This window comes from Flavivirga abyssicola (assembly GCF_030540775.2).
Taxonomy (GTDB): domain Bacteria; phylum Bacteroidota; class Bacteroidia; order Flavobacteriales; family Flavobacteriaceae; genus Flavivirga; species Flavivirga abyssicola.
Window position 1 is genome coordinate 213,357 of sequence record NZ_CP141266.1, and the last position, 24,397, is coordinate 237,753.

Consider the following 24,397-nt stretch of genomic DNA (forward strand, 5'->3'; position numbering starts at 1 on the left):
ATCAAATATATGAGGGAAGTTTCATTTATTAAACAAAATAAGGAAAAATGGTTAAGTTTTGAAAGGGCCGTCTTTAATAATGACTTTGAAAATCCCGACGAGCTTGCCTCACAGTACATTCATTTAATAAATGATTTAGCTTACGCACAAACTTATTATCCTAAGAGTAAGGTTATTATTTACCTTAATCAGTTGGCTGCTAAAGCATTTCAAAAAATTTACAAAACCAAACGAGAAGACACAAACAGAATTATTGGGTTTTGGAAAACCGAAGTCCCTCTCATTTGTTATCAATACCGAAAGTTTATTTACATCGCGTTTATCGTCTTTTTTGCCTTTACCTTTATTGGTGTTATTTCTGCTGCCAATGATGGAGAATTTGTACGTTCTGTATTAGGAGATAACTATGTAGATATGTCCATTGAAAATATTGAAGCCGGAGATCCCGTAGCCGTTTATAAAAGTGGTAGCAATTGGGGAAGTTTTATAGGGATTACCATAAACAATCTTCGAGTTGGTATTATTGCTTTTGTTTTAGGTGTTTTTTTAGGAATAGGTACACTCTACATCATGTTTAAAAATTGCATTATGCTGGGGTCGTTTCAATATTTCTTTTACGAAAAAGGTGTTTTATGGGAAAGTGTTCGTGGTATATGGATACATGGTGCCATGGAAATTTTCGCTATAGTTATTGAAGCTGCTGCTGGTCTTATTCTAGGAGCCAGTATTTTATTTCCTGCAACACATTCCAGATATACATCATTTAAACAAGGCGCAAAAACTGGTATTAAAATTTTAATAAGCACCTTTCCATTTACCTTTTCTGCTGGATTTCTGGAAGGTTTCATTACACGATATTCTAATATTATGCCTAATTGGTTATCTACTGGCATCATTTTAATAACACTAAGTATTATTAGTTATTACTATTTAATTTACCCTTTTAAAATTCAGAAGCAAATTACCCAACCCCAAACCATAAGCCCCATTCTTAATTGAAATCCAATCGATTACATATTATCTTTTTTTTATCTGTTATTGTTGTTTGTGGTTATCAAACTGCTTTTAGCTCTAATACATTACAAGAGCCTGAACAAATAAGACATTTTGACGAAGATTTTAAAGACAGGTATTCTAGTGATAAATACAATTATGATGGAAGAAAGATAGTACGTGAAACTGAAGCGGGTTCTGGTAAATATGAAGATTACAAAAACGGAAAGGTAAGGCAACGAGAAAAGAATAATGAAGAGGATATAACTATAAATCTTGGACCTTTTGGTTGGTTATTTTATCTAGCCATAGGCATAGCAGTTGTTTATCTGGTTTATATATTATTAAATGAAGGTGGTTCTGGTTTATTTTCTTCAAGAAAAAATAAACCTCTTAACAATTATGACGAGATAACGGCAGAAAACATTGAACATGCAGACATACATGCGCTCATAAAAAATGCTGAAAACGATAATAATTATAGACTAGCTATTAGGTATTATTATTTATTAGTCTTAAAAACACTTAGCTTAAAAAATCATATAAAATTTGAAGACGATAAAACTAATAGTGAATATTTAAACGAAATAAGCGAAAAGCCTTTTAGCGACAAATTCGCCTATACGTCTTATTTATATAACTATATCTGGTATGGTAAGTTCTCATTAGATATAGAGCAGTACAACAAGGCCAAAAGTAATTTTTCAACCCTCTTAAACATGGTAAAATAATGAAGAAAATTTTACCTATACTCGTCATAATTGTAGCCCTGATGGTTACAGCGGCTGTAGTAATTGGTGTTAAGAGAACTAAAACCGTTAATTGGGAAGAGTCTTTTAACGAAAAAAGTAATGAACCTTACGGTGTTAGCATATTTTATAAAGAGTTATCTAATCTTTTTAAAGATTTTAAAATTAGAACAGTGTTCCATCAACCAAGCAGTTATTTAAGTGCTAATTCTGAAAGTGGTTATGGAGAGCATGTCGCAGAAGGAAGTTATATAATTATTGGGAATTCTGATTATTTAGAAGATGATTCTGTTGATGAATTATTAAATTTTGTTGATGCTGGTAACACATTGTTTATCTCCGATTATTATTTTTCTCAAAAAATTCATGACACCTTAGATATTGATGTTGATTATATTTTAAATGAAAAGAAAGATAGTATTTCACATCAATCTCTAAAATATATAGGTATTGAAAATACCATTATAGATAAAAATGCAGGGGATTACTACTTTTCTCGCTTCGATTCCATAAATTTCAATGTACTCGGATATTCTAAAATTGATTACAAACATGCCAATTTTATTCAGGTTCCTTTCGGAGATGGGAATATATACTTACACCTGGAACCAAAAGCTTTTACAAATTATAACATTTTAAAGGAAGACAGGTACAAATATGTCGAAGGCTTAATCTCTTATTTACCAGAGAATAATGTGTATTTTGATTCGTATGCAAAAATACAGACAGGTTATGATGGTGAGGTTGAAAAAGAATCTAATTTAAGCTGGTTTTTGGAACAGTTATCATTTAGATGGGCTTGGTATACTGCCTTAATTTTTGGTATTTTATTTATGATCTTTAACGCCAAACGTAGGCAGCGGATTATAAAAATTATAAAACCATTACAAAATACCACCATAGCTTTTGTTAAAACCGTATCTAATTTATATTTTGATACTCAAGATCATAAAAACTTAATTGATAAAAAAATAACGTACTTTTTAGAAAAAATAAGAACGGATTATAATTTAGACACATCTACTTTAAATGATGAATTTATAGTAAAGCTGGCGGCAAAAACCGGCAAGAAAAAAGATGATGTTAAAAAATTAATCAACTACATTAATTCACTAAGATCTAAAGATGATTTTTTTGAAGACAACCTAATCAAATTAAATAAGCTCATTGAAGCTTTTTATACTATATAATTATGGACGAAAATAGAGAATCTCAAGACCACCAAGATTTTTTACCAAAATCAGACACCATATCATCAATTGATAGCAGTGCCTTGGATGACACCAATAATTTACAATTTCAAAATCGTTTGGATTTATCCGAACTTCAACAAAGTGTCAATAAAATAAAACAAGAAGTTGGTAAAATTATTGTTGGTCAAAAAGATATGGTAGACATGCTTATTGCATCGCTTTTAGCTAAAGGGCATTCCCTTATAGAAGGGGTTCCTGGTGTTGCGAAAACAGTTACAGCCAAACTCTTGGCAAAATCTTTAAGCGTTGGTTTTAGCCGTATTCAATTCACGCCAGATTTAATGCCTAGCGATATTTTAGGGACTTCGGTTTTTAATTTGAAAAAATCGGAATTCGAATTTAAAAAAGGTCCTATTTTTTCGAATATGATTCTTATTGACGAGATCAATAGAGCTCCTGCCAAAACACAAGCGGCTTTATTTGAAGTTATGGAAGAACAGCAAATTACTATTGATGGTAATAAATTTAAACTAGATGCCCCTTTTATTGTTCTTGCAACCCAAAATCCCGTAGAGCAAGAAGGAACATATAGATTACCAGAAGCACAACTAGACCGATTTTTGTTTAAAATTGATGTGAACTATCCTAATTTAGATGAGGAAATAGAAATACTTTCCAGAGAACACGAATTAAAAGATAAGTCTAAAACAGACGTTGTTACATCATTTCTTACTGGAGATCAAATTGTAAAATATCAGAATTTGGTAAGTCAGATTGTAGTAGAAAAACATTTACTAAAATACATTGCAGAACTTATTGTTGCTACACGTAGCAATCAATTTTTATATTTAGGAGCATCACCAAGGGCATCCATTGCGATATTAAAATCCAGTAAAGCATTTGCAGCTATGTCTGGACGTGACTTTGTAACTCCTGAGGATATAAAACGTGCTGCTATTCCGGTATTGCACCATAGAGTTATTGTAACACCAGAGCGCGAAATGGAAGGTGTTTCTAGTAAACAAATTATAAAGCAAATCATTGAAACTGTTGAGATACCTCGTTGATTAGTTGACAGTGTTCAGTGTTCAGTGTTCAGTGTTCAAAATAAAAAACAATGTCATTCAGAACGAAGTGAAGAATCTCATTTTAACAAAAAACAAATTATTATGTTCAAAAATATATTTTCATTTAAGGGCAGGATCAGAAGAACAGAATTTGGAATAAGTTACATTATTTATTCAATATTTGCCGCTATAGTCAATGGCATCGCTGAAACATTAGAGGGTAACATCGGTATTATAATTATACTTATTGTTTTAATACCGATGCTATGGTTTTTATGGGCTCAAGCAGCAAAACGTTGTCATGACAGGGGAAATAGTGGTTGGTATCAAATCATTCCTTTTTATGTGCTATGGATGCTATTTGCTGATAGCGATTATGGTCCAAACAAATATGGTGACAACCCAAAGGGAAAAGGAAATCACGATAATATAAATGACATCGGAAAACAAATTGAAATGACTAATTAATGATGTATATATCATTTCAAACAAAAAGAGAAATCACATAATACTTTTAACTTTTAACTTTTAACTTTTAACTTTTAACAAATTTGAAATTATTTAAACCATTCTATATACAACCCCGCTTCTTTTACGCCGGTATTGGCATTGTGGTATTGTTTGCTTTAAGTTATTTCATTCCGTTATTATTCAACATAGCCCAACTTTCAATATTGGTACTGGTGCTCTTATTCTTTTTAGATTTCTTGATCATCTTTGTTGGAAAAAACAAACTTGAAGCAACTAGAATTGTTCCTGATAAATTTTCAAATGGGGATAATAATCGGATAACATTAGACATAAGAAACAACTACTCTATTTCGGTTTATTTAGAAGTTATTGATGAAATTCCTGAACAATTTCAAGTTAGAGATTTTAAAATTAAGGAATCTATTCCCCCACGTAAAACAAGACTAATTCAATATAATTTAAAACCAACTGAGCGTGGCGAATATCATTTTGGTTCTTTAAACGTATATGCTTCTTCTGTTATAAATTTAGTTGCTAAACGTTTTACTTTTAGTGAAGGCGCTATGGTACCAACCTACCCTAGTTTTAAACAATTAAAAAAGTTTGAGCTTTTAAATATTAATAAAAATTCGTTAGAATATGGGCTTAAAAAAGTAAGACGTCTAGGGCATTCTATGGAGTTTGAGCAAATTAAAGATTATGTTTTAGGTGATGATTTACGTACTATAAACTGGAAAGCAACAGCTAAGAAAAACCAATTGATGGTCAATCAGTTTCAAGACGAAAAATCGCAACCTGTCTACTCTATTATTGACAAAGGTCGTATTATGAAAATGCCTTTTAACAATTTAAGCCTTTTAGATTATGCTATTAATGCTGCCCTTGTAATTAGTAATGTTGTTTTAAAAAAACACGATAAGGCTGGTATGTTTTCATTTTCCAAAAACATAGATAATGTTGTTGTTGCAGAAAGAAGAAGCTCGCAAATGCAACTTATTTTAGAATCCCTTTATAATGTTAAGACCGATTTTTTTGAAAGTGATTTTAGCAGGTTATATGGTAGTATTAAACGCCACATTACTCATAGAAGCCTTATTTTAATGTATACAAATTTTGAGACTCTTGACGGCTTAAATAGACAGTTACCTTATTTAAAAGCCATTTCTAAAAGTCATTTTCTAGTGGTTATTTTCTTTAAAAATACCGAACTTACTAATTTGATTAATGAAAATGCCGAAACTATACAACAGGTTTACGATAAAGTCATTGCTGAAAAATTTGCATTTGAAAAACGTCTTATTGTAAATGAATTAAAAAAGTATGGCATCCATTCTATTTTAACAACACCTGAAAATCTTACCATAGATACCATTAATAAATATCTGGAAATAAAAGCTCGAGGGTTACTTTAAAATATGACCATTCAACTACCGTGTTCATACAAAATATCGGTACATATATTAAACAATAGAATTAGACACGAATTGCACAAATTTACACGAATATATTGTCTTGCGCTTAAAATGTACATAAGCAATATAAACATGAATTATACATGTGCTTTTACAAGTTTAAATCTATTGTTAGCCAATTAATTCGTGTAAATTTGTGCAATTCGTGTCTTTTAAAAACGTCAACACTAGGTAACTATTTAGGCCTTTTTCATACTATGGTACGAAACCCTAAACCACTTCGTTCAACCAAGCCTTCATCATCCAAACTGTCTTTTCCTGCTCTGTAATGAAATCACTCATCATAGAATTGGTACCTTCATCGTTCGCTTCATCAGATTTATCTAAAATTAGTCTTTCAATTTTTAAAAGCACTGTTAATGACTCTACAATCAAACGTACAGCCTTATCATCTTGAGAAATATTTTTACCAACTGGTACTTTATTATTTTCTATATACTCTTCGAATGTATGTAATGGTGTTACCCCTAATGTCAGGATTCTTTCAGCAATTAAATCTACTTTTGTATTTGCATCTGTATATAACTCTTCGAATTTTACATGCAAATCGAAAAAACGCTTCCCTCTTATATTCCAGTGAATACCTCTTAAATTCTGATAATATATTTGAAAATTAGCCAGTAAATGGTTCAAATCTCCTGCTAAATCTTTGGTTTTTTTGGAGTCTAATCCTAAACTATTTAATGTCATATTGATATCTATTTTATATTTACTACAAATTTAATTTATAATTAACAGTCGTTTCTATAAATTTTATTGATAGTTTTTATATTTTTATAGCCTAAATTGATTATTATGACTATTACCCAATTATATTATGTTCTAGCTGTTGCAGAAAACCAGAATTTCACAAAAGCTGCGGAAAAATGTTTTGTCACGCAACCAACGCTAAGTATGCAAATTCAAAAACTTGAAGACCAATTAGATGTACAGATTTTCGACCGTACTAAAAAGCCTATTGAGTTAACTGATGTTGGTAAAAAAATTGTAACTCAAGCCAGAAACATCGTAAACGAATCTTATAGAATTCAGGATATTGTAGATCAACAAAAAGGGTTCATTGGTGGTGAGTTCAAACTTGGTATTATACCAACCATAATGCCAACACTACTGCCTATGTTTTTAAATAATTTCATAAAAAAACACCCAAAAGTTAAACTAAAAATCGAAGAATTAACAACAGAGGAAATAATTTCTAGAATTAACGATGGACATTTAGATGCTGCTATAGCAGCTACACCACTTGAGGATGAAAACATAAAAGAGCGAGTGCTTTATTTTGAACCATTCGTTGGGTATATTCCCAGCAATCACAGACTACATGAGCACAAAAAAATAGATGTTTCTGAATTAGATATTGATGACATGCTTTTACTTGAAGATGGGCATTGCTTTAGAGATGGTGTTATTAACCTTTGTAAGGCATTTAAAACTCAAACAAATGATAAATTTCAGCTAGAAAGTGGTAGTATAGAAACCCTTATAAAACTTTCAAATGAAGGATTAGGTATGACACTCTTACCATATTTACATACTTTAGATATTAACAATAAAGAAAAAGAAAACTTACATCATTTTAATGAACCTTCTCCTGCTAGAGAGGTCAGTATTATTTATCATAAAAGCGAATTAAAAATGCAGATTATTGAAGCATTACAAGATGTAATATCCGGTGTAATTAGAGGTGCTATTGCATTTCAAAACGTAAAAATTATTAGTCCATTACCCAAATAGCAGTTTCTTTAAAATAAATAAACTAAAAAGAGCTTCCAAAATAATGGAAGCTCTTTTTATTTACATTAAAAAATGTATTTATTTTTTTGCTGGTGCTGGCGCATTTAATTTTAAGCTCATTTCCATAGAAATAGCAGAACGCTCATACTTAACTTTTCCAGACATCGTTTCTATGACACAACTTCCGTCTTTATCGTTTAGTTCTAAAATCTTACCATGCAATCCACTTTTGGTAATTACTTTATCTCCTTTTTTTAATTCTGCAGCGAATTTCTTCTCTTTTTTTGCACGTTTCATTTGTGGTGCAATCATAAAGAAATATACGACTACAAACATTAGTATAAATGGCATAAATTGCCCGATTCCTTCTCCCATCTTATTTTGCTTGAATTGTTGGTGTTACAGGCTTTTTAGCTGCATTTGGGTCTGGTTTTACAAAAGCTGTTATTTTTACAGTTTCTGCCCCCTTTTCTGTGTTTGCTGTAACGGTTATTGTTTTAGATACCTTGTTAGATCCGCTTCCATTAAATTGAACAGAAAATTGACCTGATTCTCCTGGTTGTAATGGCTCTCTACTCCAATCTTGAGGCACTGTACAACCACAAGTACTCTTGATATCAGTAATAACTAAAGGAGCATTTCCTGAATTTTTATACTTAAAAACTGTTGATACTTTAGTTTTAGCTTCAATTTCTCCAAAATCATGTTCTTTTTCTTCAAACTCAATTACTGGAAATTTAGAGGCACTTGCATCTCTAACCGCAGCTTCTGCTACATTTTTCTCATCAATTTTCTTAGCAGCATTTTCTTTACAAGAAGTAAACGCAATTAAGCATAATGTGCTTAATCCTAATATTATTTTTTTCATTGTTAAATTTTTTGTCATTCTCGACGTAAAAATAGTAATTATTTAATCTATTAAAAACTTTTATTAACTTCTTAACAGATAACAGAATTAAAGTAATCCTCTACCTATCTTATTTAATTTCCCCGCTGCATCATATTCTTTAACCAATTTATCTAAAATACCGTTTATAAATATGCTACTTTTTGGTGTTGAATACTCTTTAGCAATTTCTAAATATTCATTAATAGTTACTTTGACAGGGATTGATGGAAAGTTATTCAATTCACTAATAGCCATTTGTAACAATACATAATCCACACTAGCAATACGATCTGAATCCCAATTTTTAGTTTTTGATTCAATCTCTTTATTTAATAACGATCTATTTAAAAGTGTTTTCTTAAATAAATCGACTGCAAACTTCTGGTCATCAGAATCTTTATATAATTTGGGAGTAAAATAATTTTCTGGTGAAGTTATTTTAACTTTTCGTAATAGTTTTAAAATGGTAGTATTTACCGTTGGAAGATCATCTAACCAGGTTAAGTTTTTATCTTCTAAATATTCATAAAGTTTCTCGTTAGGAGCAATGATATCTTTAAACACATCAACAATAAAATCTTTATCCTCTTTGAAGTCAGATACCCTTGTTTTCATATAATCTTTATACAAATCACTTTTAATAATTGCTTTAAAAATAACATCTACATACTCCCCATCTAATTCCCAGTTATTTATTTTGTGAGCTCCTAATTGATCATTTAACTGTAAATTATCAATTAAAAGATTAAGCAATTCATTATTTACAAACTTCTTGTTAGGGTCTTTATCTTCCTTGGTTGCTAAATGTTTTTTTTGTTTTTTTTGTAAATCGTCTTCTGCTCTTTTTTGAACTTCTAGCAATAACGAGATTAATAAGAGGTACAAGTTGTACATATTATCTATACTAAATAGCAAGAATTTCTGATCTTTTGAAAAATCATCACTTTCACTTCCTTTAAAAGCATAAAGGGTTTGCATTACTTTTACACGAATATGTCTTCTATTTAGCATAATTACAAAGAACTTAAATTAAAAAATATGAAAGTGTTTCACTGTTTTTTCCGCTGCAAAAGTAATACTATTTTGAAAAGTAATTATATATTTTGTTTTAATTATTAGAATAATATTTTAAACTATATTTAACAATTACCTATTGCAAATACATCCCTTTTATTATCATTAATACATTATATTTGCTCTCCCATTGCTTCAAGCTAAATGAAAGAATTACAACATCTAAATAAATACTTCTTAAAATACAAAACACACCTTTTAATAGGTATGGTAATTACTGTTGTAGCTAGAATTTTTCTACTCTTCACGCCACGCTATGTAAAACAGATTTTTATTGTGGTTGAAAACGCTTTAAAAGGAGTCATTACCGAAGCCGTTTTTAAAGCAGAGTTATTAGAAGCTATCCTTTATATTGTTGGGGCTGCTATAATAGGTGGTATTCTTACCTTTTTTATGCGCCAAACCATTATTAATGTATCACGTTACATAGAGTTTGATTTAAAGAATGAGATTTATGATCAATATCAAAAACTCTCTTTAAATTTTTATAAAAAGAATAGAACTGGAGATTTAATGAACCGTATTACCGAAGATGTTGGTAGAGTTCGTATGTATGCTGGTCCAGCTATTATGTATAGTATCAATACGTTTGCTCTGTTTGTTGTTGTGATTATATATATGATTAATGCATCGCCAAAATTAACACTATACACCGTTCTGCCATTACCTATTCTTTCTGTTATTATATATAAGTTAAGCAAAGAAATACATAAACGTAGTACTATAGTTCAAGAATACCTATCTAAACTTTCTACATTCACTCAGGAGTCTTTTAGTGGTATTTCTGTGATTAAAGCCTATGGTATTGAGCCACAAACGTCAACAAATTTTAAATCGCTAGCTTTTGAAAGCAGAGAAAAACAAATCAGTTTAGCAAAAGTACAAGCTTGGTTTTTCCCAATGATGATTTTACTTATTGGTACAAGTAATTTACTTGTAATTTATATTGGTGGGATGCAATATATTAATGGTGAAATTGAAAGTATAGGAACCATAGCAGAATTTATTATTTATGTAAATATGCTTACGTGGCCAGTGGCAACGGTTGGCTGGGTTACTTCTATTGTACAACAAGCTGCTGCATCGCAAAAGCGAATTAATGAGTTTTTAAAGATTGAACCAGAAATTAAAAACACCATAAATACCAATACAGAAATTACTGGTGATATTAGTTTTAGTAAGGTGTCTTTTACTTACGATGATACAAATATTCAAGCCTTAAAAGGTATTAGTTTTAATATAAAATCTGGTGAAACCCTAGCCATTATAGGCAAAACAGGGTCTGGAAAATCTACTATTTTAGATTTAATAGGTAGGCTATATGATATAGATGAAGGTGATATTATTATAAATAAAACAAAAATTAAAAATCTTAATTTAAATAATTTAAGGGATCATATTGGCTATGTACCACAGGATGCCTTCTTATTTTCAGATTCTATAAAGAATAATATCAAGTTTGGAAAAGAAGATGCGACTGACGATGATGTTATTAATGCTGCAAAAAATGCTCAAGTACATAAAAATATTGTTAAGTTTAATAATGGTTATGATACCGTACTAGGAGAACGAGGCATCACGCTTTCTGGTGGACAAAAGCAACGTGTATCCATTGCCAGAGCTATTATAAAATCGCCTAAAATATTACTTTTTGATGATTGTTTATCTGCTGTAGATACCGAAACCGAAGAAAAAATATTGAAAAACCTCAATAAAATATCAAAAGGAAAAACAACAATTATTGTAAGTCATAGAGTGTCTTCTGCTAAAAATGCTGATAAAATTATTGTATTGGATGATGGTAAAATTGTACAGGAAGGCACACATGAAACGCTTATAAATATAGATGGATACTATAAACATCTATATTTAAAACAATTAAGTGAAACGACTTCAAATTAATTTTAAACTTACTTAAATCCAGTCAAATAAAGCGTCATTATTTTTCAATTTAATGCAATAAAAGACAAGATTAAAAAAAGAAACTTCATAATTTGTTGGTTAGTATCTGTTTTTTTTAGATTTTTGATAACCAATTAACGATAATTTAAATAAATTTCTATACACTATGAACAATAATGATATGATGGAGAGAGAAGAGATTTTTTCGAAAGTATTAAGAGCAGGAAGACGCACCTACTTCTTTGATGTAAGAGCCACTAAGGCAGATGATTACTACCTAACTATTACTGAGAGTAAAAAGTTCACAAACGATGATGGGTCGTTTCATTACAAAAAGCACAAAATATATATTTATAAAGAAGATTTTTCTGAATTTAAGGATATATTAGCTGAAATGACTGATTATATTATAGAAAAGAAAGGCGATGAAGTTATTAGTGAACGTCATCAAAAAGACTTTAAAAAGAATTATGAGGTTGAAAATACAGAAGCAACATCAACAAACGAAAATTCATCACATAAATCTACTGAAAATTTTACTGATGTAGATTTTGATGACATTTAAACTAAACTAAACTAACTATTTGAAAAGACCGCTATGATATTTCGTAGCGGTTTTTGTTTGATTTTTAAATAACTGTAGATTCCTTATGGACGACACAACAAGTTAATTAAGCTACTTGTGTTCCATTTTTAACTTGATTTTCTGGATTTAAAAGTATAACATCTTTTCCATTTACTGCCCCTAGTACTAAACACTCACTCATAAATTTAGCGATTTGTTTTTTAGGAAAATTTACAACAGCCACTATTTGTCTTTGTAACAAGTCTTCTTTTTTATAAAGTGCTGTAATTTGTGCAGATGATTTTTTAATCCCTAAATCTCCAAAGTCTATAGTAAGTTGGTATGCGGGGTTTCTTGCTTCAGGAAAGTCATCAACTTCAATAATGGTTCCTATTCGTAAATCTACTTTAGTAAAATCTTCAAAAGTTATAATGTCATTCATTTTTTAAAAATACAAATTACCAAATGAACTTTAAAATGGCCAACAACAAATTGGAATAATATTTTTTTTAGATGAACTCATCTTAACTTTTTCTATTTCCTAAAAAATGGCTAAAATTCGCCCATATTTTGTTACTTTTTTTACGCTTAGCACTGCTATGCCTTGCAAAAAATGCCGCATCTGAACAAATTTTATCTCATTTTCGGTTAAAAACAAAAAGTCAAGATGAGTTCGATGAATGAAATAGAAAAAAATAACGAACTTTGAGAAAACTTAAATTATCATGGCTAGAACTCCATCTAATATGCTTCCTTTAGGAACTCAGGCTCCAGATTTTAATCTATTTGATACTGTATCTGGAAATAACTTATCACTTAATCAGTTAAAAGGACGTCAGGCTACTGTAATTATGTTTATATGTAATCATTGCCCTTTTGTTATTCATGTCAATCCAGAAATGGTTGCCATTGCAAATTCATACTCTAAAAAGGGGATTAGCTTTATAGCTATTTCCAGTAACGATGTTCTTAATTACCCACAGGATAGTCCTGAAAACATGACTATTCATGCTAAAAATGAGAACTACCCGTTTCCATATTTATACGATGAAACACAAGATATCGCAAAGGCCTATGACGCAGCATGTACTCCCGATTTTTATGTGTTTGATGCTGACCTTAAACTAACGTATAGAGGACAACTGGATGACTCGCGCCCAGGAAATGATATACCTATTACTGGTAAAGATTTAAGACACGCTTTAGATTGTTTAATTGAAAACAAGAATAATACGACACAACAAAAACCTAGTATTGGCTGTAATATTAAATGGAAAAATAAATAAAGAATTTCTCAAAACGAATTATTCATATGGCAAGCTTTAAGAGTATTTTGCTTGTTACATCCCAATCAAGTTGAGTACAGGCTTTGACCTTTGGATCAAAAAACCGAAATTCTGTTATTTAACGTGAGTTCGACATAAGTAATCACAATTATTACTTACAACCGACTAATATTCAGGAAAATGCCCCCTCTGACAACACATTAAACAACTAAAAATCAAAATGTTACAAAAAAAATATTACATCGAACTCACGTTATTTAGATTCCCGCTTTTTCGAGTATGAATTTGCAATGGAAATCCCTCTCTTTGTTGGCAGACAGATCCAAGACAAGCCCCGGAGATTTTTTTTCAATTAAAAGCGTAATTGCCAAAAACCGACATCTAGCCACTTCCCAAATTTTAATCCCACCTCTTTAAAATGCGCTACTTGATTGAACCCAAATTTTTCATGCAGCTTGACACTTGCATCATTTGGTAATGTTAAACCTCCTAGAACAATATGATAATTTTGTGCTTTTAATTGAGACAATAGTGCTGTATATAATTTAGTACCTATTTGTTTTCCCAACATACCGTGCTTTACATATACTGTAGATTCTACCGTATGTTTATATGCAGGTTTTGGACGCCATTTGCTTCCATATGCATATCCTAGAATTTCATTTTTTTCTTCGAAAACAATAAATGGGTAATCAGCATTAATACGTGTAATTTTATCTTTAAAGATTTCTAAAGACAAGGCTACATCGTCAAAAGTAACTATAGAGTTTAATACATAATAATTGTAAATATCTAAAAGTTCTTCTGTGTCATTTAAATTTAAAGGCCTAATCATTTTTCAATACTCCGTCTTTATAGTTTTCCGTTTTTAAAAGATTTCCTTCTAGATCATAATGATTTAAACTACCATTTCCATTAACTATTGAGCCTTTATTTAATGGGCTACCTACACCATCAAAGCAGTTAATAACATCCATAAGCCCTCCATAGTCGCTATACAATTCTGTTTTATATAATTTTCCATTGGTATGGTAATATATCCATTCGCCCGCTTTGGCATCCTGAGGCCAGCTTGCCTTAACTCCTATTGAATGTAATTCACCATTTTCATGATATTTCTTATAATTATAATCACCAGACTCTTTATTTTTTATTTCTTCAGATTTTACACTACCATTTTTAAAATAGACCCTTTTAGTAACAATATATCCATAACTCATTTCTGCTTTCACCCATATTTCTCCTGTACTATAATAATAAAAATAATCACCTTCCAGCTTATCGTCTTTATAAAAAGATTTCGTTCCTATTTTTCCATTTTTATAATACTCTATGTGCAATCCCGTCTTTTTGCCTAGAATAAATTCTTTTTCATTATTAATATTACCTTCCGCATTATAAGATATGAATTTACCGTTCAATGCACCATCTGTAAAATGTGTTTTTGTATTTAACTTCCCGTCTTCAAAATATGAATAATAATCACCATTAACTTTCCCATTTTTATAAGTACTAATATTTTTTAGTTGTCCATTTTCAAAATATTCCTTTCTTTCTCCAATGACTATTCCATCCATATAATTAGTCTCTAATTTAAGTTTCGAGTTTTCATAATAATCTTTAAATAATTTATTTGGTTTGCCATTTTCATTATAAGATCCAATAGTTTTTAAAACACCATTGGGGTAGTAAGCTTTATGTTCTCCTATTTGTAGATTATTATTATATGTACCAATAGTCAATATTTTTCCTTCTTTTGAATACGTCTTAGCTTCTCCATGGTATAAATCATCTTTAATATTAACTAATGTCGATAATTGTCCACTCTCATAATATTCCTTCCCAATGCCATTTACCTTCCCTCCATAATAATAAACAATCCGTTGAAGTTTTCCCGAAGGAAAATAGTATTTGGTAGCCCCATATAATTTGCCATCTTTTTTACTACTTTCTAACTTTATTGAACCATCATCATAATACTCCTTATAAGAAGTCTGAGACCAGGTTATATTTATACTAATAAAAAGAACGAATATTATTAACTTCATAATTACCTATTTTAAATTCAACTTTTTTTCATCAATAAATTCGCTATATGTGCATAATGGTGATTGCTGTGCCACGCATAATTACCTATATTATAACTTAAAAGTATTTCTGAACTTGTTTCCGGATGAATAAAACTAGTATTTAAGTCATCCAGAGATAACGTTTTTAAAAGATAAACAAGTTTAAAATGTATAGCTTTAATATGATTGATTGACATCTCTATTGGGGCTGTTTTAGAATCTATGAGTTCTGCCCAACGGTCTTCAAAATAAGCTTTTATAAGCGGTTTATCTTCTGTTAATGCCCATTTAAATCTGGTATAAGAATGATGATGACTATCGGATATGTGATGCACCACCTGCCTTACAGTCCAACCACCAGGTCTGTATACAGTATCTAATTGATCGTCTGTTAAGTCTTTAACAAGATTTTCTAAGCGATTTGGAAAGTGTTCTAATATGGAAATCCAACTTTCAATATCTTGTTTAGTAATATGTGTTGGAGATTTAAACTTCCCTATCGGGTATTTAAGTTTTTCTAATTGTTGCTCTGTCATAAGAGCAAATGTATAAATTGTTATTTAATTTCAATTAAACCACTCTTTACATAATTTACAGCCGCAAATAAAGAATTGAATCTTTTTATTTTTTTATTAAAAAATAAGTTTTCGGTCATGGTACCTAATTTCGTTATTTTTCCATCCGAAACAATAAGATAAGCTTTTAAACTATAGCCTTTTTTAAAAAACTTTAACCAGTCTGAGGCTATTACCGAATACGAATTAATTCTATTAGAAATAAGAACAAGTCCTTCTCCTTTAGTTCCCAATAATTCTGCTATATCTTCAGTAAAATGTCTAACATGATCTTCCCAGTTAACAACAATACCCTCATTGATCTCTGATACCATGTATCCTTCAAACACAAACATATTTCCAAAAGAATAATTAAACTCTTTGATAACCTCTGAATATAAACTTGTATCCTTAATGCTAACCATGACACAAAAATATTCTTATAAAAGTTTAAAAATGAAAATAATCGACAAACAAAATAAATACATCTTCTATAAGATGAAATTGATAATTATACGGATAAAAGTCATTTTATCGCATAAAAAAACACCTACAATGAGGTGTTTTTTTAAGTATTTATTTATGTTAATGTGAATTATTTCACATCCATCAATTCAACATCAAAAATAAGAGTAGCATCTGGTGGTATCACACCTCCAGCACCTCTACTTCCATACCCTAAATGACTAGGTATTACAAAACGTGCCTTGTCTCCTACTTTTAGCAAACCAATCCCTTCATCCCAGCCTGGAATGACTTGACCTACTCCTAAAGGAAAATCAATTGGTTGATTACGCTTGTATGAAGAATCGAAAACAGTGCCATCAGGCAATTGCCCTTTATAATGAACCGATACTGTTTTACCAGTTTCTGCATTTATGCCACTTCCCTCTTGAATTATTTGATAACGTAAACCGCTCTCCGTTTTATTAAAACCTGTTGCAATTTTATCCAATTCAGCTTCTGCCGCTTGTTTTGCTTCCGCCAATCTTTTTTCTCTAGAGCCTTCAAAGGTTCTAAAAGACTCAACAGCATTATAAGCTTCTGCATCATTACCTACACGAATTATTTCTAGGCTATCGATAGAATCTCCTTGGGCTATAGCATCAACAACATCTTGTCCCTCTGCTACTTTACCAAAAACAGTATGATTGTTATCTAACCACGGTGTTTCAACATGAGTGATAAAAAACTGACTTCCATTAGTCCCTGGTCCTGCATTTGCCATAGATAAAACTCCAGGAGCATCATGTTTTAAATCTGGATGAAATTCATCATCAAATTGATACCCTGGATTTCCAGAACCTGAACCTTGTGGGCATCCTCCTTGAATCATAAAATCTGGAATAACTCTATGAAATTTTAAACCATCATAGTAAGGTGTTCCCTGAGGTTTTACCTTATTTTCAAGATTACCTTCAGCCAAAGCAACAAAATTACCTACTGTTCCAGGTGTTTTTTGATATTCTAAAGCCACAAGTATCTCTCCTTTTGTTGTATTAAATTTTGCGTATAAACCGTCTTGCATTGTTCTTTATTTTATTTAAAGCCGCAAAGATAAGGAATGAAGTTTGAAGTACGAAGTTTTATTGGACCGAAGACCGAAGACCGAAGACTGTAGACCGAAGACTGTAGACTGTAGACTGTAGACTGTAGACTGAAATTATTAATTAGCTACTTCACTAATAAACTTTATACGATATAGACGTAATTCTTCATCGTCATAATCGCCATCAAATTCTTCAATAGCATCATCAATATTATCAGATTCAGATTCCATAAAATAATCATGAATTTCTTCTTGCTGATCTTCATCTAAAATATCATCTATCCAATAATTGATATTCAATTTAGTCCCAGAATAAACAATAACTTCCATTTCTTTAACGAATTCTTCCATGGACATCCCCTTTGATGAGGCAATATCATCTAAAGGCAATTTTCTATCTATATTCTGAATAATATATAGCTTGTTAGCTGAGTTAATTCCTGTTGATTTTACGACCAGATCATCTGGACGGACTATATCATTTTCTTCAACATATCTGGAGATTAATTCTACAAAATCTTTACCGTATTTTTTAGCTTTTCCTTCACCAACACCATGCACATTTGCCAGTTCTGGTAAGTTAACAGGGTATTTCAAAGCCATATCTTCAAGCGAAGGGTCTTGGAAAATAACAAATGGTGGTACTTCTAACTTTTTTGCATTCTTTTTACGCAAATCTTTAAGCATCCCCATTAATAATTCATCAGCTACGGCTCCACCACTTTTTGCTGCTGTAATAATAGTACCGTCTTCCTGTTCTCCTTCAAAGATGTGATCTTCAGTCATCATAAACGACAATGGTTTACTTATAAAAGATCTGCCAGATTCACTTAATTTTATGACACCATAAGTTTCAATATCTTTTCTAAGATATCCTGCAACCAATACTTGCCTTAATAAAGCCATCCAATATTTGTTGTCTTTGTCTTTACCTTTTCCAAAAAATGGTTGTTCATTGGTTTTATGAGAATTAATTAAGGCGTTCTCTTTACCAACAATAACGTTTACCAAGTCTTTAGATTTATATTTTTCGTTCGTTTTTTGTATCGTTTCTAATAATACTACGGCATCCTCTTTGGCTTCATGCTTCTTTTTAGGGTGCCTAACATTATCATCCATATCGCCACCTTCTCCGGTCTCATTATCAAATTCTTCTCCAAAATAATGTAAAATAAATTTTCTTCTAGAGATAGATGTTTCTGCGAAAGCAACAACTTCTTGCAATAATGCATGTCCAATTTCTTGTTCTGCAACAGGCTTACCAGACATAAATTTCTCTAATTTTTCAATGTCTTTATATGCATAATATGCTAAACAATGTCCTTCGCCTCCATCACGCCCTGCTCTACCAGTTTCTTGATAATAACTTTCTATACTTTTAGGAATATCATGATGAATTACAAAGCGTACATCTGGTTTATCTATGCCCATACCAAAGGCAATAGTAGCCACAACCACATCGACATCTTCCATTAAGAACTTATCTTGATAGCTAGATCTTGATTTCGCATCTAATCCTGCATGATATGGTACGGCTTTGATACCATTTACTTGTAGTACTTGAGCGAGTTCTTCCACTCTTTTTCTACTTAAACAATATACTATACCAGACTTTCCTTCATTTTGTTTTATGAATCTAATAATATCGGCATCTACATTTTTTGTTTTGGGTCTTACCTCATAATATAAATTAGGTCTGTTGAAAGAGGCTTTAAAGGTTTTCGCATTACTTATACCCAAATTCTTTATAATATCTTCCTGAACTTTGGGTGTTGCAGTGGCTGTTAACCCAATAATAGGAATACGTTCTCCTATTCTAGCAATAATATGTCGTAAATTTCTATACTCTGGTCTAAAATCGTGTCCCCATTCACTAATACAATGTGCTTCATCAATCGCCATGAAAGATATTTTTACAGAACGCAAAAACTCTACATTTTCTTCTTTGGTTAAAGATTCTGGTGCGACATAAAGTAATTTCGTAACCCCATTAACAATATCTTCTTTAACACGTTTTACTTCGGTTTTATTCAATGAAGAATTTAGTACATGCGCAACGCCCTCTTCATTAGAGATTCCGCGAATGGCATCTACCTGATTTTTCATTAACGCTATTAATGGCGATACTACAATAGCGGTTCCTTCTTGCATTAATGCAGGTAACTGGTAACATAGTGACTTTCCGCCACCAGTTGGCATAATTACAAACGTATGATTTTTTGATAAAACACTTTCGACAACATCTTCCTGCAAGCCCTTGAATTGGTTGAATCCAAAATATTTTTTAAGAGCAGAATGCAGATCACTTTTGGTTAATAACATGAACTGTATAAAAATTTATTTACTTATTATCATACACTGAAATATTAAAACTTCAATGATTAATTTAATAGCGCATTTAGAGATCCCCTCATTTTTTTTTCGTTAGTTTTGTAACGAAAATCCAAAGTACAACAAAATTTAATTTGATTACCATTAAAGATAATAAAATCTTTAAAAGCATCAACTAAAAAAAATATAAATTTTGAATAGTAAAAATTCTATTACTCAAACCGCAAAACTAACAATAAATACAGAAAGTCAAGCTATTTCAAATCTTGCTAATTTAATAACAGATGATTTTGCTGATGCGGTGCAACTCATTTACAACTCCAAAGGCCGAGTAATTATTACAGGAATTGGCAAAAGTGCCATTATTGCGAATAAAATTGTAGCCACATTAAACTCAACCGGAACACCATCCGTTTTTATGCACGCGGCAGATGCTATTCATGGTGACCTAGGACTTATTCTTAAAGATGATGTTGTTATTTGTATTTCTAAAAGTGGAAATACACCAGAAATTAAAGTTTTAGTCCCTCTTATTAAAAGTGCTAATAATAAAATGATTGCCATAACAGGAAATGAAGATTCCTTTTTAGGGCAACATGCTGATTTTATTTTAAACGCATATGTTGAAAAAGAAGCTTGCCCAAATAACTTAGCACCTACTACAAGTACCACAGCTCAGTTAGTTATTGGTGATGCGCTAGCTGTTTGCTTATTAGAACTACGAGGTTTTTCTAGTAATGATTTTGCAAAATATCATCCAGGGGGTGCCCTAGGAAAAAAATTATATTTACGTGTTCAAGATATATCATCTGTAAACGAAAAGCCTAAAGTAATTCCATCTACAAACATAAAAGATGTCATCATAGAGATTACCGAAAAAATGTTAGGTGTTACTGCTGTTGTAGAAAATGATGAAATTACAGGTATTATTACTGATGGTGACTTACGTAGAATGTTGAGTAAAGTTGATGATTTTTCATCGTTAACAGCTAAAGATATAATGAGTGCGAATCCAAAACGCATTAATGCTGATGCTATGGCTATTGAAGCTTTAGAGGTTATGGAAACAAATGGCATATCTCAGTTGCTAGTTGAAGAAAACGGTAAATACGCCGGTGTGATTCATTTACACGATTTAATAAAAGAAGGCATTATATAATGGCAAAAAAAGATATAAATGAGATGTCTTTTTTAGATCATCTTGAAGATTTAAGGTGGCATTTAATTAGAATCTGTTTAGCAGTCGTAATCATTGCTACTTTGGCTTTTATTTTTAGTAGATTTATATTTGACACTATTATTTTCGCACCATTAAACATGAGTTTCCCAACTTATGACTTTTTATGCAAAACAGCCACTTTTATAAATGTAGATACTACTTTTTGTAATGAAAAAATACCTTTAATTATACAAAACAGAACCATGGCTGGACAATTTTCGGCCGATATATGGACTGCTATTTTAGGCGGTTTTATCATTTCCTTTCCGTATGTTATTTATCAATTGTGGAAATTTATTAGCCCTGGTTTGCATGCTAATGAGCGTAAACACTCCAGAGGTTTTATTGTTATTTCATCATTTTTATTCTTTTTAGGCGTGTTATTCGGTTACTATATTGTAACACCTTTGTCGATTAACTTTTTAGCAAACTACAGTATCTCTACAATGGTTGATAATCAAATTGATATCAGCTCGTATATTGCACTAGTTAGATCTTCAGCTTTGGCTTCTGGTTTGATTTTTGAGCTTCCAATTATCATTTATTTTCTAACCAAAATAGGATTGGTTACACCTGAGTTCCTAAAAAAATACAGAAAATATGCTTTGGTAATTGTATTAATTTTATCTGCAATTATTACACCACCAGATATTGCCAGTCAGGTCATTGTAGCCATTCCAATTATCATTCTGTACCAGGTGAGTATTTATATTTCTAAAGTTGTTATTAGAAATCAAAAACGAAAAGAAAAAAGACATGTCCGACATAGTTAATGAATTTAATGAGTATCGTTCCAAAATGAACGATAAAATTTTAGAAGACAATAATAAAGTAATAAAACGCATCTTCAATTTAGACACTAACGCATATGCTGAAGGGGCTTTAGATGTTAAAACGAAAGAACTTTTAGGTTTAGTGGCCTCGACAGTTTTACGTTGCGATGATTGTATAAAATACCATATGGAAACCAGTTACAAAATTGGTTTAAAAAAAGAGGAAGTTGTTGAAGCTTTAAGCATCGCTACTTTAGTTGGTGGCACCATAGTTATTCCTCATTTACGTCGTGCTTATGAATTCTGGGATGCCTTAGAAGCTCAGAATTAAATAGATTTAACCCACGGACTACCTTTAAAAATAAGAAACAAGATAAAATTAGAACATCTGCTATAATAGTGTATATGATTTTACTATTTTTAGCGTTCAGTATATAACTTATGATTTTAAAAGCCCAAAATTTGATGAAGTCCTATAGTGGACGAAAAGTAGTTAAAGATGTTTCTCTTGAAGTTAATCAAGGTGAAATTGTTGGTCTTTTAGGACCTAATGGCGCAGGGAAAACGACATCTTTTTATATGATTGTTGGTTTAATAAAACCCAATGGTGGTCATATTTTCTTAGATAATACAGAAATTACTAAATACCCAATGTACAAACGTGCACAGAATGGTATTGGCTATTTGGCGCAGGAAGCTTCGGTTTTTAGAAAATTAAGTATTGAAGATAATATTCTAAGTGTTTTACAACTTACAAAACTAAGTAAGCAGGAACAACATCATAAAATGGAGTCTCTTATTGAAGAGTTTGGTTTAGGGCATATTCGTAAAAGCCGAGGAGATTTATTATCCGGTGGCGAACGTCGTCGTACAGAGATTGCTCGTGCCTTAGCAACAGACCCTAGTTTTATTTTATTAGATGAACCATTTGCAGGGGTTGACCCTGTAGCTGTTGAAGACATACAACGTATTGTAGCGCAGCTTACCAAAAAGAATATCGGTATTTTAATTACCGATCACAATGTACAAGAAACACTAGCTATTACCGATAGAACCTATTTAATGTTTGAAGGTAGTATTCTTAAAGCTGGTAAACCAGAAGAGCTAGCCAATGATGAAATGGTACGTAAGGTATATTTAGGTCAGAACTTTGAACTTCGTAAGAAGAAAATTCGAGATTAGACGTTAAACGTCTTTTTATTATTTTTTCCATTTTCCCTTTAGGCTTAGTGTCTATAGATAGATTATAACTCCTTCCTTTATAACGAGTTGTTTTAAATCTATTAAAATGATTCGTAATTATTTTTCCCTTTACTTATTTTTTATTTTATCCTCTTATTTAACTTGAATTTTGGATAAGAAAATTTATGTCAGTTAGAGTGATTTTTGCAAAAAATCGTATCGAAAACAAATAAATTTTCGACAAAAAAAGGTTCTCGATACATCCCGAAGCAACTTCGGGACACTCGAAGTGACATCTTGAACTCTTAAACTAGATTCACGTTATTTAACTATTCTTTTGGTTCATAACATCATATTTAAAAAATAATATTAAAAACATTATGAAATATTAAAATTTTAATAATATCTTTATGATATCAAAATAATATCATTTTAAATCAAAATATAAATTATGAAGGAAGAAAAAATCATTGCACCTGCTAACGGATATCTTATGCTATTCGTTTTTTTAATTATGTTTATTGGAAGTATCATTACTTTAATTATAACCAAAAATTTCATTTTTATTTTATTTATAATTATTGCTATTTGTATTAAACCAGGTTTTATAATGGTACAGCCAAACAACTCTAGGGTATTATTACTTTTCGGAAAATATGTAGGTACAATTAATAAAAATGGTTTCTATTGGGTAAATCCTTTTTTTACTAAAAAGAAAATATCATTACGGGCTAGTAACTTTGATAGTGAGCGTTTAAAAGTGAATGATAAACTTGGTAATCCTATTATGATTAGCACAATTTTGGTTTGGAGAGTCCAAGATACTTATAAAGCTGCTTTTGATGTAGATAATTATGAAAACTTTGTTCGTGTGCAAACAGATGCTGCTGTTCGTAAACTGGCAAGCATGTATCCTTACGATAATTTTGCAGATGATGGACATACTGAAGATATTACACTACGTTCTAGTGTTAACGAGGTTAGTGAAACTTTAGAAAAAGAAATACATGAGCGCTTATCTATCGCAGGAATTGAAGTATTAGAAGCAAGAATTGGTTATTTAGCTTATGCTCAAGAAATTGCAAACGCGATGCTAAAACGTCAACAAGCAACAGCTATAGTTGCTGCCAGACATAAAATTGTAGAAGGTGCTGTGAGTATGGTTGAAATGGCTCTTGAAGAATTGGGAAAGAAAAGTATTGTAGATTTAGACGAAGAGCGAAAAGCAGCCATGGTTAGTAATCTTATGGTTATACTTTGCGGTGATAAAGATGCTTCTCCTGTTCTAAATACTGGCACTTTAAATCAATAAACAATACATTTGC

General features: G+C 31.1%; 26 protein-coding genes. 15 read left to right on the forward strand and 11 right to left on the reverse strand.

Going from position 1 to position 24,397, the window contains the following annotated elements; translation table 11 throughout:
- The first annotated feature begins 9 nt into the window (after positions 1-9).
- The 6 genes from Q4Q34_RS00870 (at position 10) to Q4Q34_RS00895 (ending at position 5,885) form a co-directional block, all read left to right on the forward strand.
- On the forward strand, positions 10-999 hold the full coding sequence (locus Q4Q34_RS00870; protein ID WP_303317428.1) for a stage II sporulation protein M: 990 nt from the start codon (positions 10-12) through the stop codon (positions 997-999).
- Positions 996-1,724 carry a hypothetical protein gene (locus tag Q4Q34_RS00875; RefSeq protein ID WP_303317427.1) on the forward strand — a complete coding sequence of 243 codons (729 nt, stop codon included), beginning with the start codon at positions 996-998 and terminating at the stop codon, positions 1,722-1,724. The genes Q4Q34_RS00870 and Q4Q34_RS00875 overlap by 4 nt, the downstream gene beginning before the upstream one ends.
- Positions 1,724-2,932, forward strand: coding sequence for a DUF4350 domain-containing protein (locus Q4Q34_RS00880; RefSeq protein ID WP_303317426.1), 1,209 nt, complete (start codon positions 1,724-1,726; stop codon positions 2,930-2,932). The genes Q4Q34_RS00875 and Q4Q34_RS00880 overlap by 1 nt, the downstream gene beginning before the upstream one ends.
- Before the next feature lie 2 nt (positions 2,933-2,934).
- Complete coding sequence (locus Q4Q34_RS00885; protein ID WP_303317425.1) at positions 2,935-4,002, forward strand: AAA family ATPase; 1,068 nt, start codon at positions 2,935-2,937, stop codon at positions 4,000-4,002.
- Positions 4,003-4,104: 102 nt separating this feature from the next.
- Positions 4,105-4,470, forward strand: coding sequence for a DUF805 domain-containing protein (locus tag Q4Q34_RS00890; RefSeq protein ID WP_303317424.1), 366 nt, complete (start codon positions 4,105-4,107; stop codon positions 4,468-4,470).
- A gap of 83 nt (positions 4,471-4,553) precedes the next feature.
- A complete protein-coding gene (locus tag Q4Q34_RS00895) occupies positions 4,554-5,885 on the forward strand; it encodes a DUF58 domain-containing protein (protein ID WP_303317423.1) in 1,332 nt (443 codons plus the stop codon).
- 270 nt (positions 5,886-6,155) lie between these two features.
- Here Q4Q34_RS00895 and Q4Q34_RS00900 read toward each other — a convergent pair whose 3' ends face one another.
- On the reverse strand, positions 6,156-6,635 hold the full coding sequence (locus Q4Q34_RS00900) for a Dps family protein (RefSeq protein WP_303317422.1): 480 nt from the start codon (positions 6,633-6,635) through the stop codon (positions 6,156-6,158).
- 105 nt (positions 6,636-6,740) lie between these two features.
- On the opposite strand from Q4Q34_RS00900, the gene Q4Q34_RS00905 reads away from it, so the two are divergent.
- Positions 6,741-7,679, forward strand: coding sequence for a LysR substrate-binding domain-containing protein (locus Q4Q34_RS00905; protein ID WP_303317421.1), 939 nt, complete (start codon positions 6,741-6,743; stop codon positions 7,677-7,679).
- 78 nt (positions 7,680-7,757) lie between these two features.
- On the opposite strand, the gene yajC is transcribed toward Q4Q34_RS00905, so the two are convergent.
- From yajC to nusB, 3 genes are all read right to left on the reverse strand, one after another.
- Positions 7,758-8,054 (reverse strand): preprotein translocase subunit YajC, encoded by a 297-nt coding sequence (yajC, locus tag Q4Q34_RS00910; RefSeq protein WP_303317420.1) that lies wholly within the window; start codon positions 8,052-8,054, stop codon positions 7,758-7,760.
- Position 8,055: 1 nt separating this feature from the next.
- Positions 8,056-8,547: a DUF1573 domain-containing protein gene (locus tag Q4Q34_RS00915; RefSeq protein WP_303317419.1), complete on the reverse strand. Its 492-nt coding sequence runs from the start codon at positions 8,545-8,547 to the stop codon at positions 8,056-8,058.
- A gap of 87 nt (positions 8,548-8,634) precedes the next feature.
- Positions 8,635-9,579: a transcription antitermination factor NusB gene (gene nusB / locus Q4Q34_RS00920; RefSeq protein ID WP_303317418.1), complete on the reverse strand. Its 945-nt coding sequence runs from the start codon at positions 9,577-9,579 to the stop codon at positions 8,635-8,637.
- A gap of 207 nt (positions 9,580-9,786) precedes the next feature.
- On the opposite strand from nusB, the gene Q4Q34_RS00925 reads away from it, so the two are divergent.
- Positions 9,787-11,544 carry an ABC transporter ATP-binding protein gene (locus Q4Q34_RS00925; RefSeq protein ID WP_303317417.1) on the forward strand — a complete coding sequence of 586 codons (1,758 nt, stop codon included), beginning with the start codon at positions 9,787-9,789 and terminating at the stop codon, positions 11,542-11,544.
- A 166-nt stretch (positions 11,545-11,710) separates the two neighbouring features.
- A complete protein-coding gene (locus Q4Q34_RS00930) occupies positions 11,711-12,109 on the forward strand; it encodes a PUR family DNA/RNA-binding protein (RefSeq protein WP_303317416.1) in 399 nt (132 codons plus the stop codon).
- Positions 12,110-12,215: 106 nt separating this feature from the next.
- On the opposite strand, the gene Q4Q34_RS00935 is transcribed toward Q4Q34_RS00930, so the two are convergent.
- Positions 12,216-12,551, reverse strand: a complete 336-nt coding sequence (locus Q4Q34_RS00935) for a tRNA-binding protein (protein WP_303317415.1) — start codon at positions 12,549-12,551, stop codon at positions 12,216-12,218.
- A 283-nt stretch (positions 12,552-12,834) separates the two neighbouring features.
- Between Q4Q34_RS00935 and Q4Q34_RS00940 the strand changes: the two genes are divergently transcribed.
- A complete protein-coding gene (locus tag Q4Q34_RS00940) occupies positions 12,835-13,395 on the forward strand; it encodes a thioredoxin family protein (RefSeq protein WP_303317414.1) in 561 nt (186 codons plus the stop codon).
- Positions 13,396-13,747: 352 nt separating this feature from the next.
- Here the strand turns inward: Q4Q34_RS00940 and Q4Q34_RS00945 are convergent, their stop codons facing one another.
- The 6 genes from Q4Q34_RS00945 to Q4Q34_RS00970 all read right to left on the reverse strand — a co-directional run bounded on the left by Q4Q34_RS00945 (position 13,748) and on the right by Q4Q34_RS00970 (position 19,889).
- Positions 13,748-14,230, reverse strand: coding sequence for a GNAT family N-acetyltransferase (locus Q4Q34_RS00945; RefSeq protein ID WP_303317413.1), 483 nt, complete (start codon positions 14,228-14,230; stop codon positions 13,748-13,750).
- Positions 14,223-15,443 carry a toxin-antitoxin system YwqK family antitoxin gene (locus tag Q4Q34_RS00950; RefSeq protein WP_303317412.1) on the reverse strand — a complete coding sequence of 407 codons (1,221 nt, stop codon included), beginning with the start codon at positions 15,441-15,443 and terminating at the stop codon, positions 14,223-14,225. Before Q4Q34_RS00950 ends, Q4Q34_RS00945 begins: the two co-directional genes overlap by 8 nt.
- 17 nt (positions 15,444-15,460) lie before the next feature.
- Positions 15,461-16,000, reverse strand: coding sequence for a YfiT family bacillithiol transferase (locus Q4Q34_RS00955; RefSeq protein ID WP_303317411.1), 540 nt, complete (start codon positions 15,998-16,000; stop codon positions 15,461-15,463).
- A 20-nt stretch (positions 16,001-16,020) separates the two neighbouring features.
- A complete protein-coding gene (locus Q4Q34_RS00960) occupies positions 16,021-16,443 on the reverse strand; it encodes a hypothetical protein (RefSeq protein ID WP_303317410.1) in 423 nt (140 codons plus the stop codon).
- A 170-nt stretch (positions 16,444-16,613) separates the two neighbouring features.
- Positions 16,614-17,546, reverse strand: coding sequence for a peptidylprolyl isomerase (locus Q4Q34_RS00965; protein ID WP_303317409.1), 933 nt, complete (start codon positions 17,544-17,546; stop codon positions 16,614-16,616).
- 138 nt (positions 17,547-17,684) lie between these two features.
- Positions 17,685-19,889 carry an ATP-dependent DNA helicase RecQ gene (locus tag Q4Q34_RS00970; RefSeq protein ID WP_303317408.1) on the reverse strand — a complete coding sequence of 735 codons (2,205 nt, stop codon included), beginning with the start codon at positions 19,887-19,889 and terminating at the stop codon, positions 17,685-17,687.
- Positions 19,890-20,091: 202 nt separating this feature from the next.
- On the opposite strand from Q4Q34_RS00970, the gene Q4Q34_RS00975 reads away from it, so the two are divergent.
- The 5 genes from Q4Q34_RS00975 to Q4Q34_RS00995 all read left to right on the forward strand — a co-directional run bounded on the left by Q4Q34_RS00975 (position 20,092) and on the right by Q4Q34_RS00995 (position 24,384).
- Positions 20,092-21,057, forward strand: a complete 966-nt coding sequence (locus Q4Q34_RS00975; RefSeq protein ID WP_303317407.1) for a KpsF/GutQ family sugar-phosphate isomerase — start codon at positions 20,092-20,094, stop codon at positions 21,055-21,057.
- Entirely contained in the window at positions 21,057-21,890 is an 834-nt protein-coding gene (tatC, locus tag Q4Q34_RS00980; protein ID WP_303317406.1) for a twin-arginine translocase subunit TatC, read from the forward strand. The genes Q4Q34_RS00975 and tatC overlap by 1 nt, the downstream gene beginning before the upstream one ends.
- The gene (locus Q4Q34_RS00985) at positions 21,874-22,221 is read left to right on the forward strand and encodes a carboxymuconolactone decarboxylase family protein (protein ID WP_303317405.1); all 348 of its coding nucleotides are present in this window, start codon (positions 21,874-21,876) and stop codon (positions 22,219-22,221) included. Before tatC ends, Q4Q34_RS00985 begins: the two co-directional genes overlap by 17 nt.
- Positions 22,222-22,331: 110 nt before the next feature.
- On the forward strand, positions 22,332-23,072 hold the full coding sequence (gene lptB / locus Q4Q34_RS00990; RefSeq protein ID WP_135875217.1) for an LPS export ABC transporter ATP-binding protein: 741 nt from the start codon (positions 22,332-22,334) through the stop codon (positions 23,070-23,072).
- Positions 23,073-23,523: 451 nt separating this feature from the next.
- Positions 23,524-24,384: an SPFH domain-containing protein gene (locus Q4Q34_RS00995; RefSeq protein WP_303317404.1), complete on the forward strand. Its 861-nt coding sequence runs from the start codon at positions 23,524-23,526 to the stop codon at positions 24,382-24,384.
- The last annotated feature ends 13 nt before the right edge of the window (positions 24,385-24,397 follow it).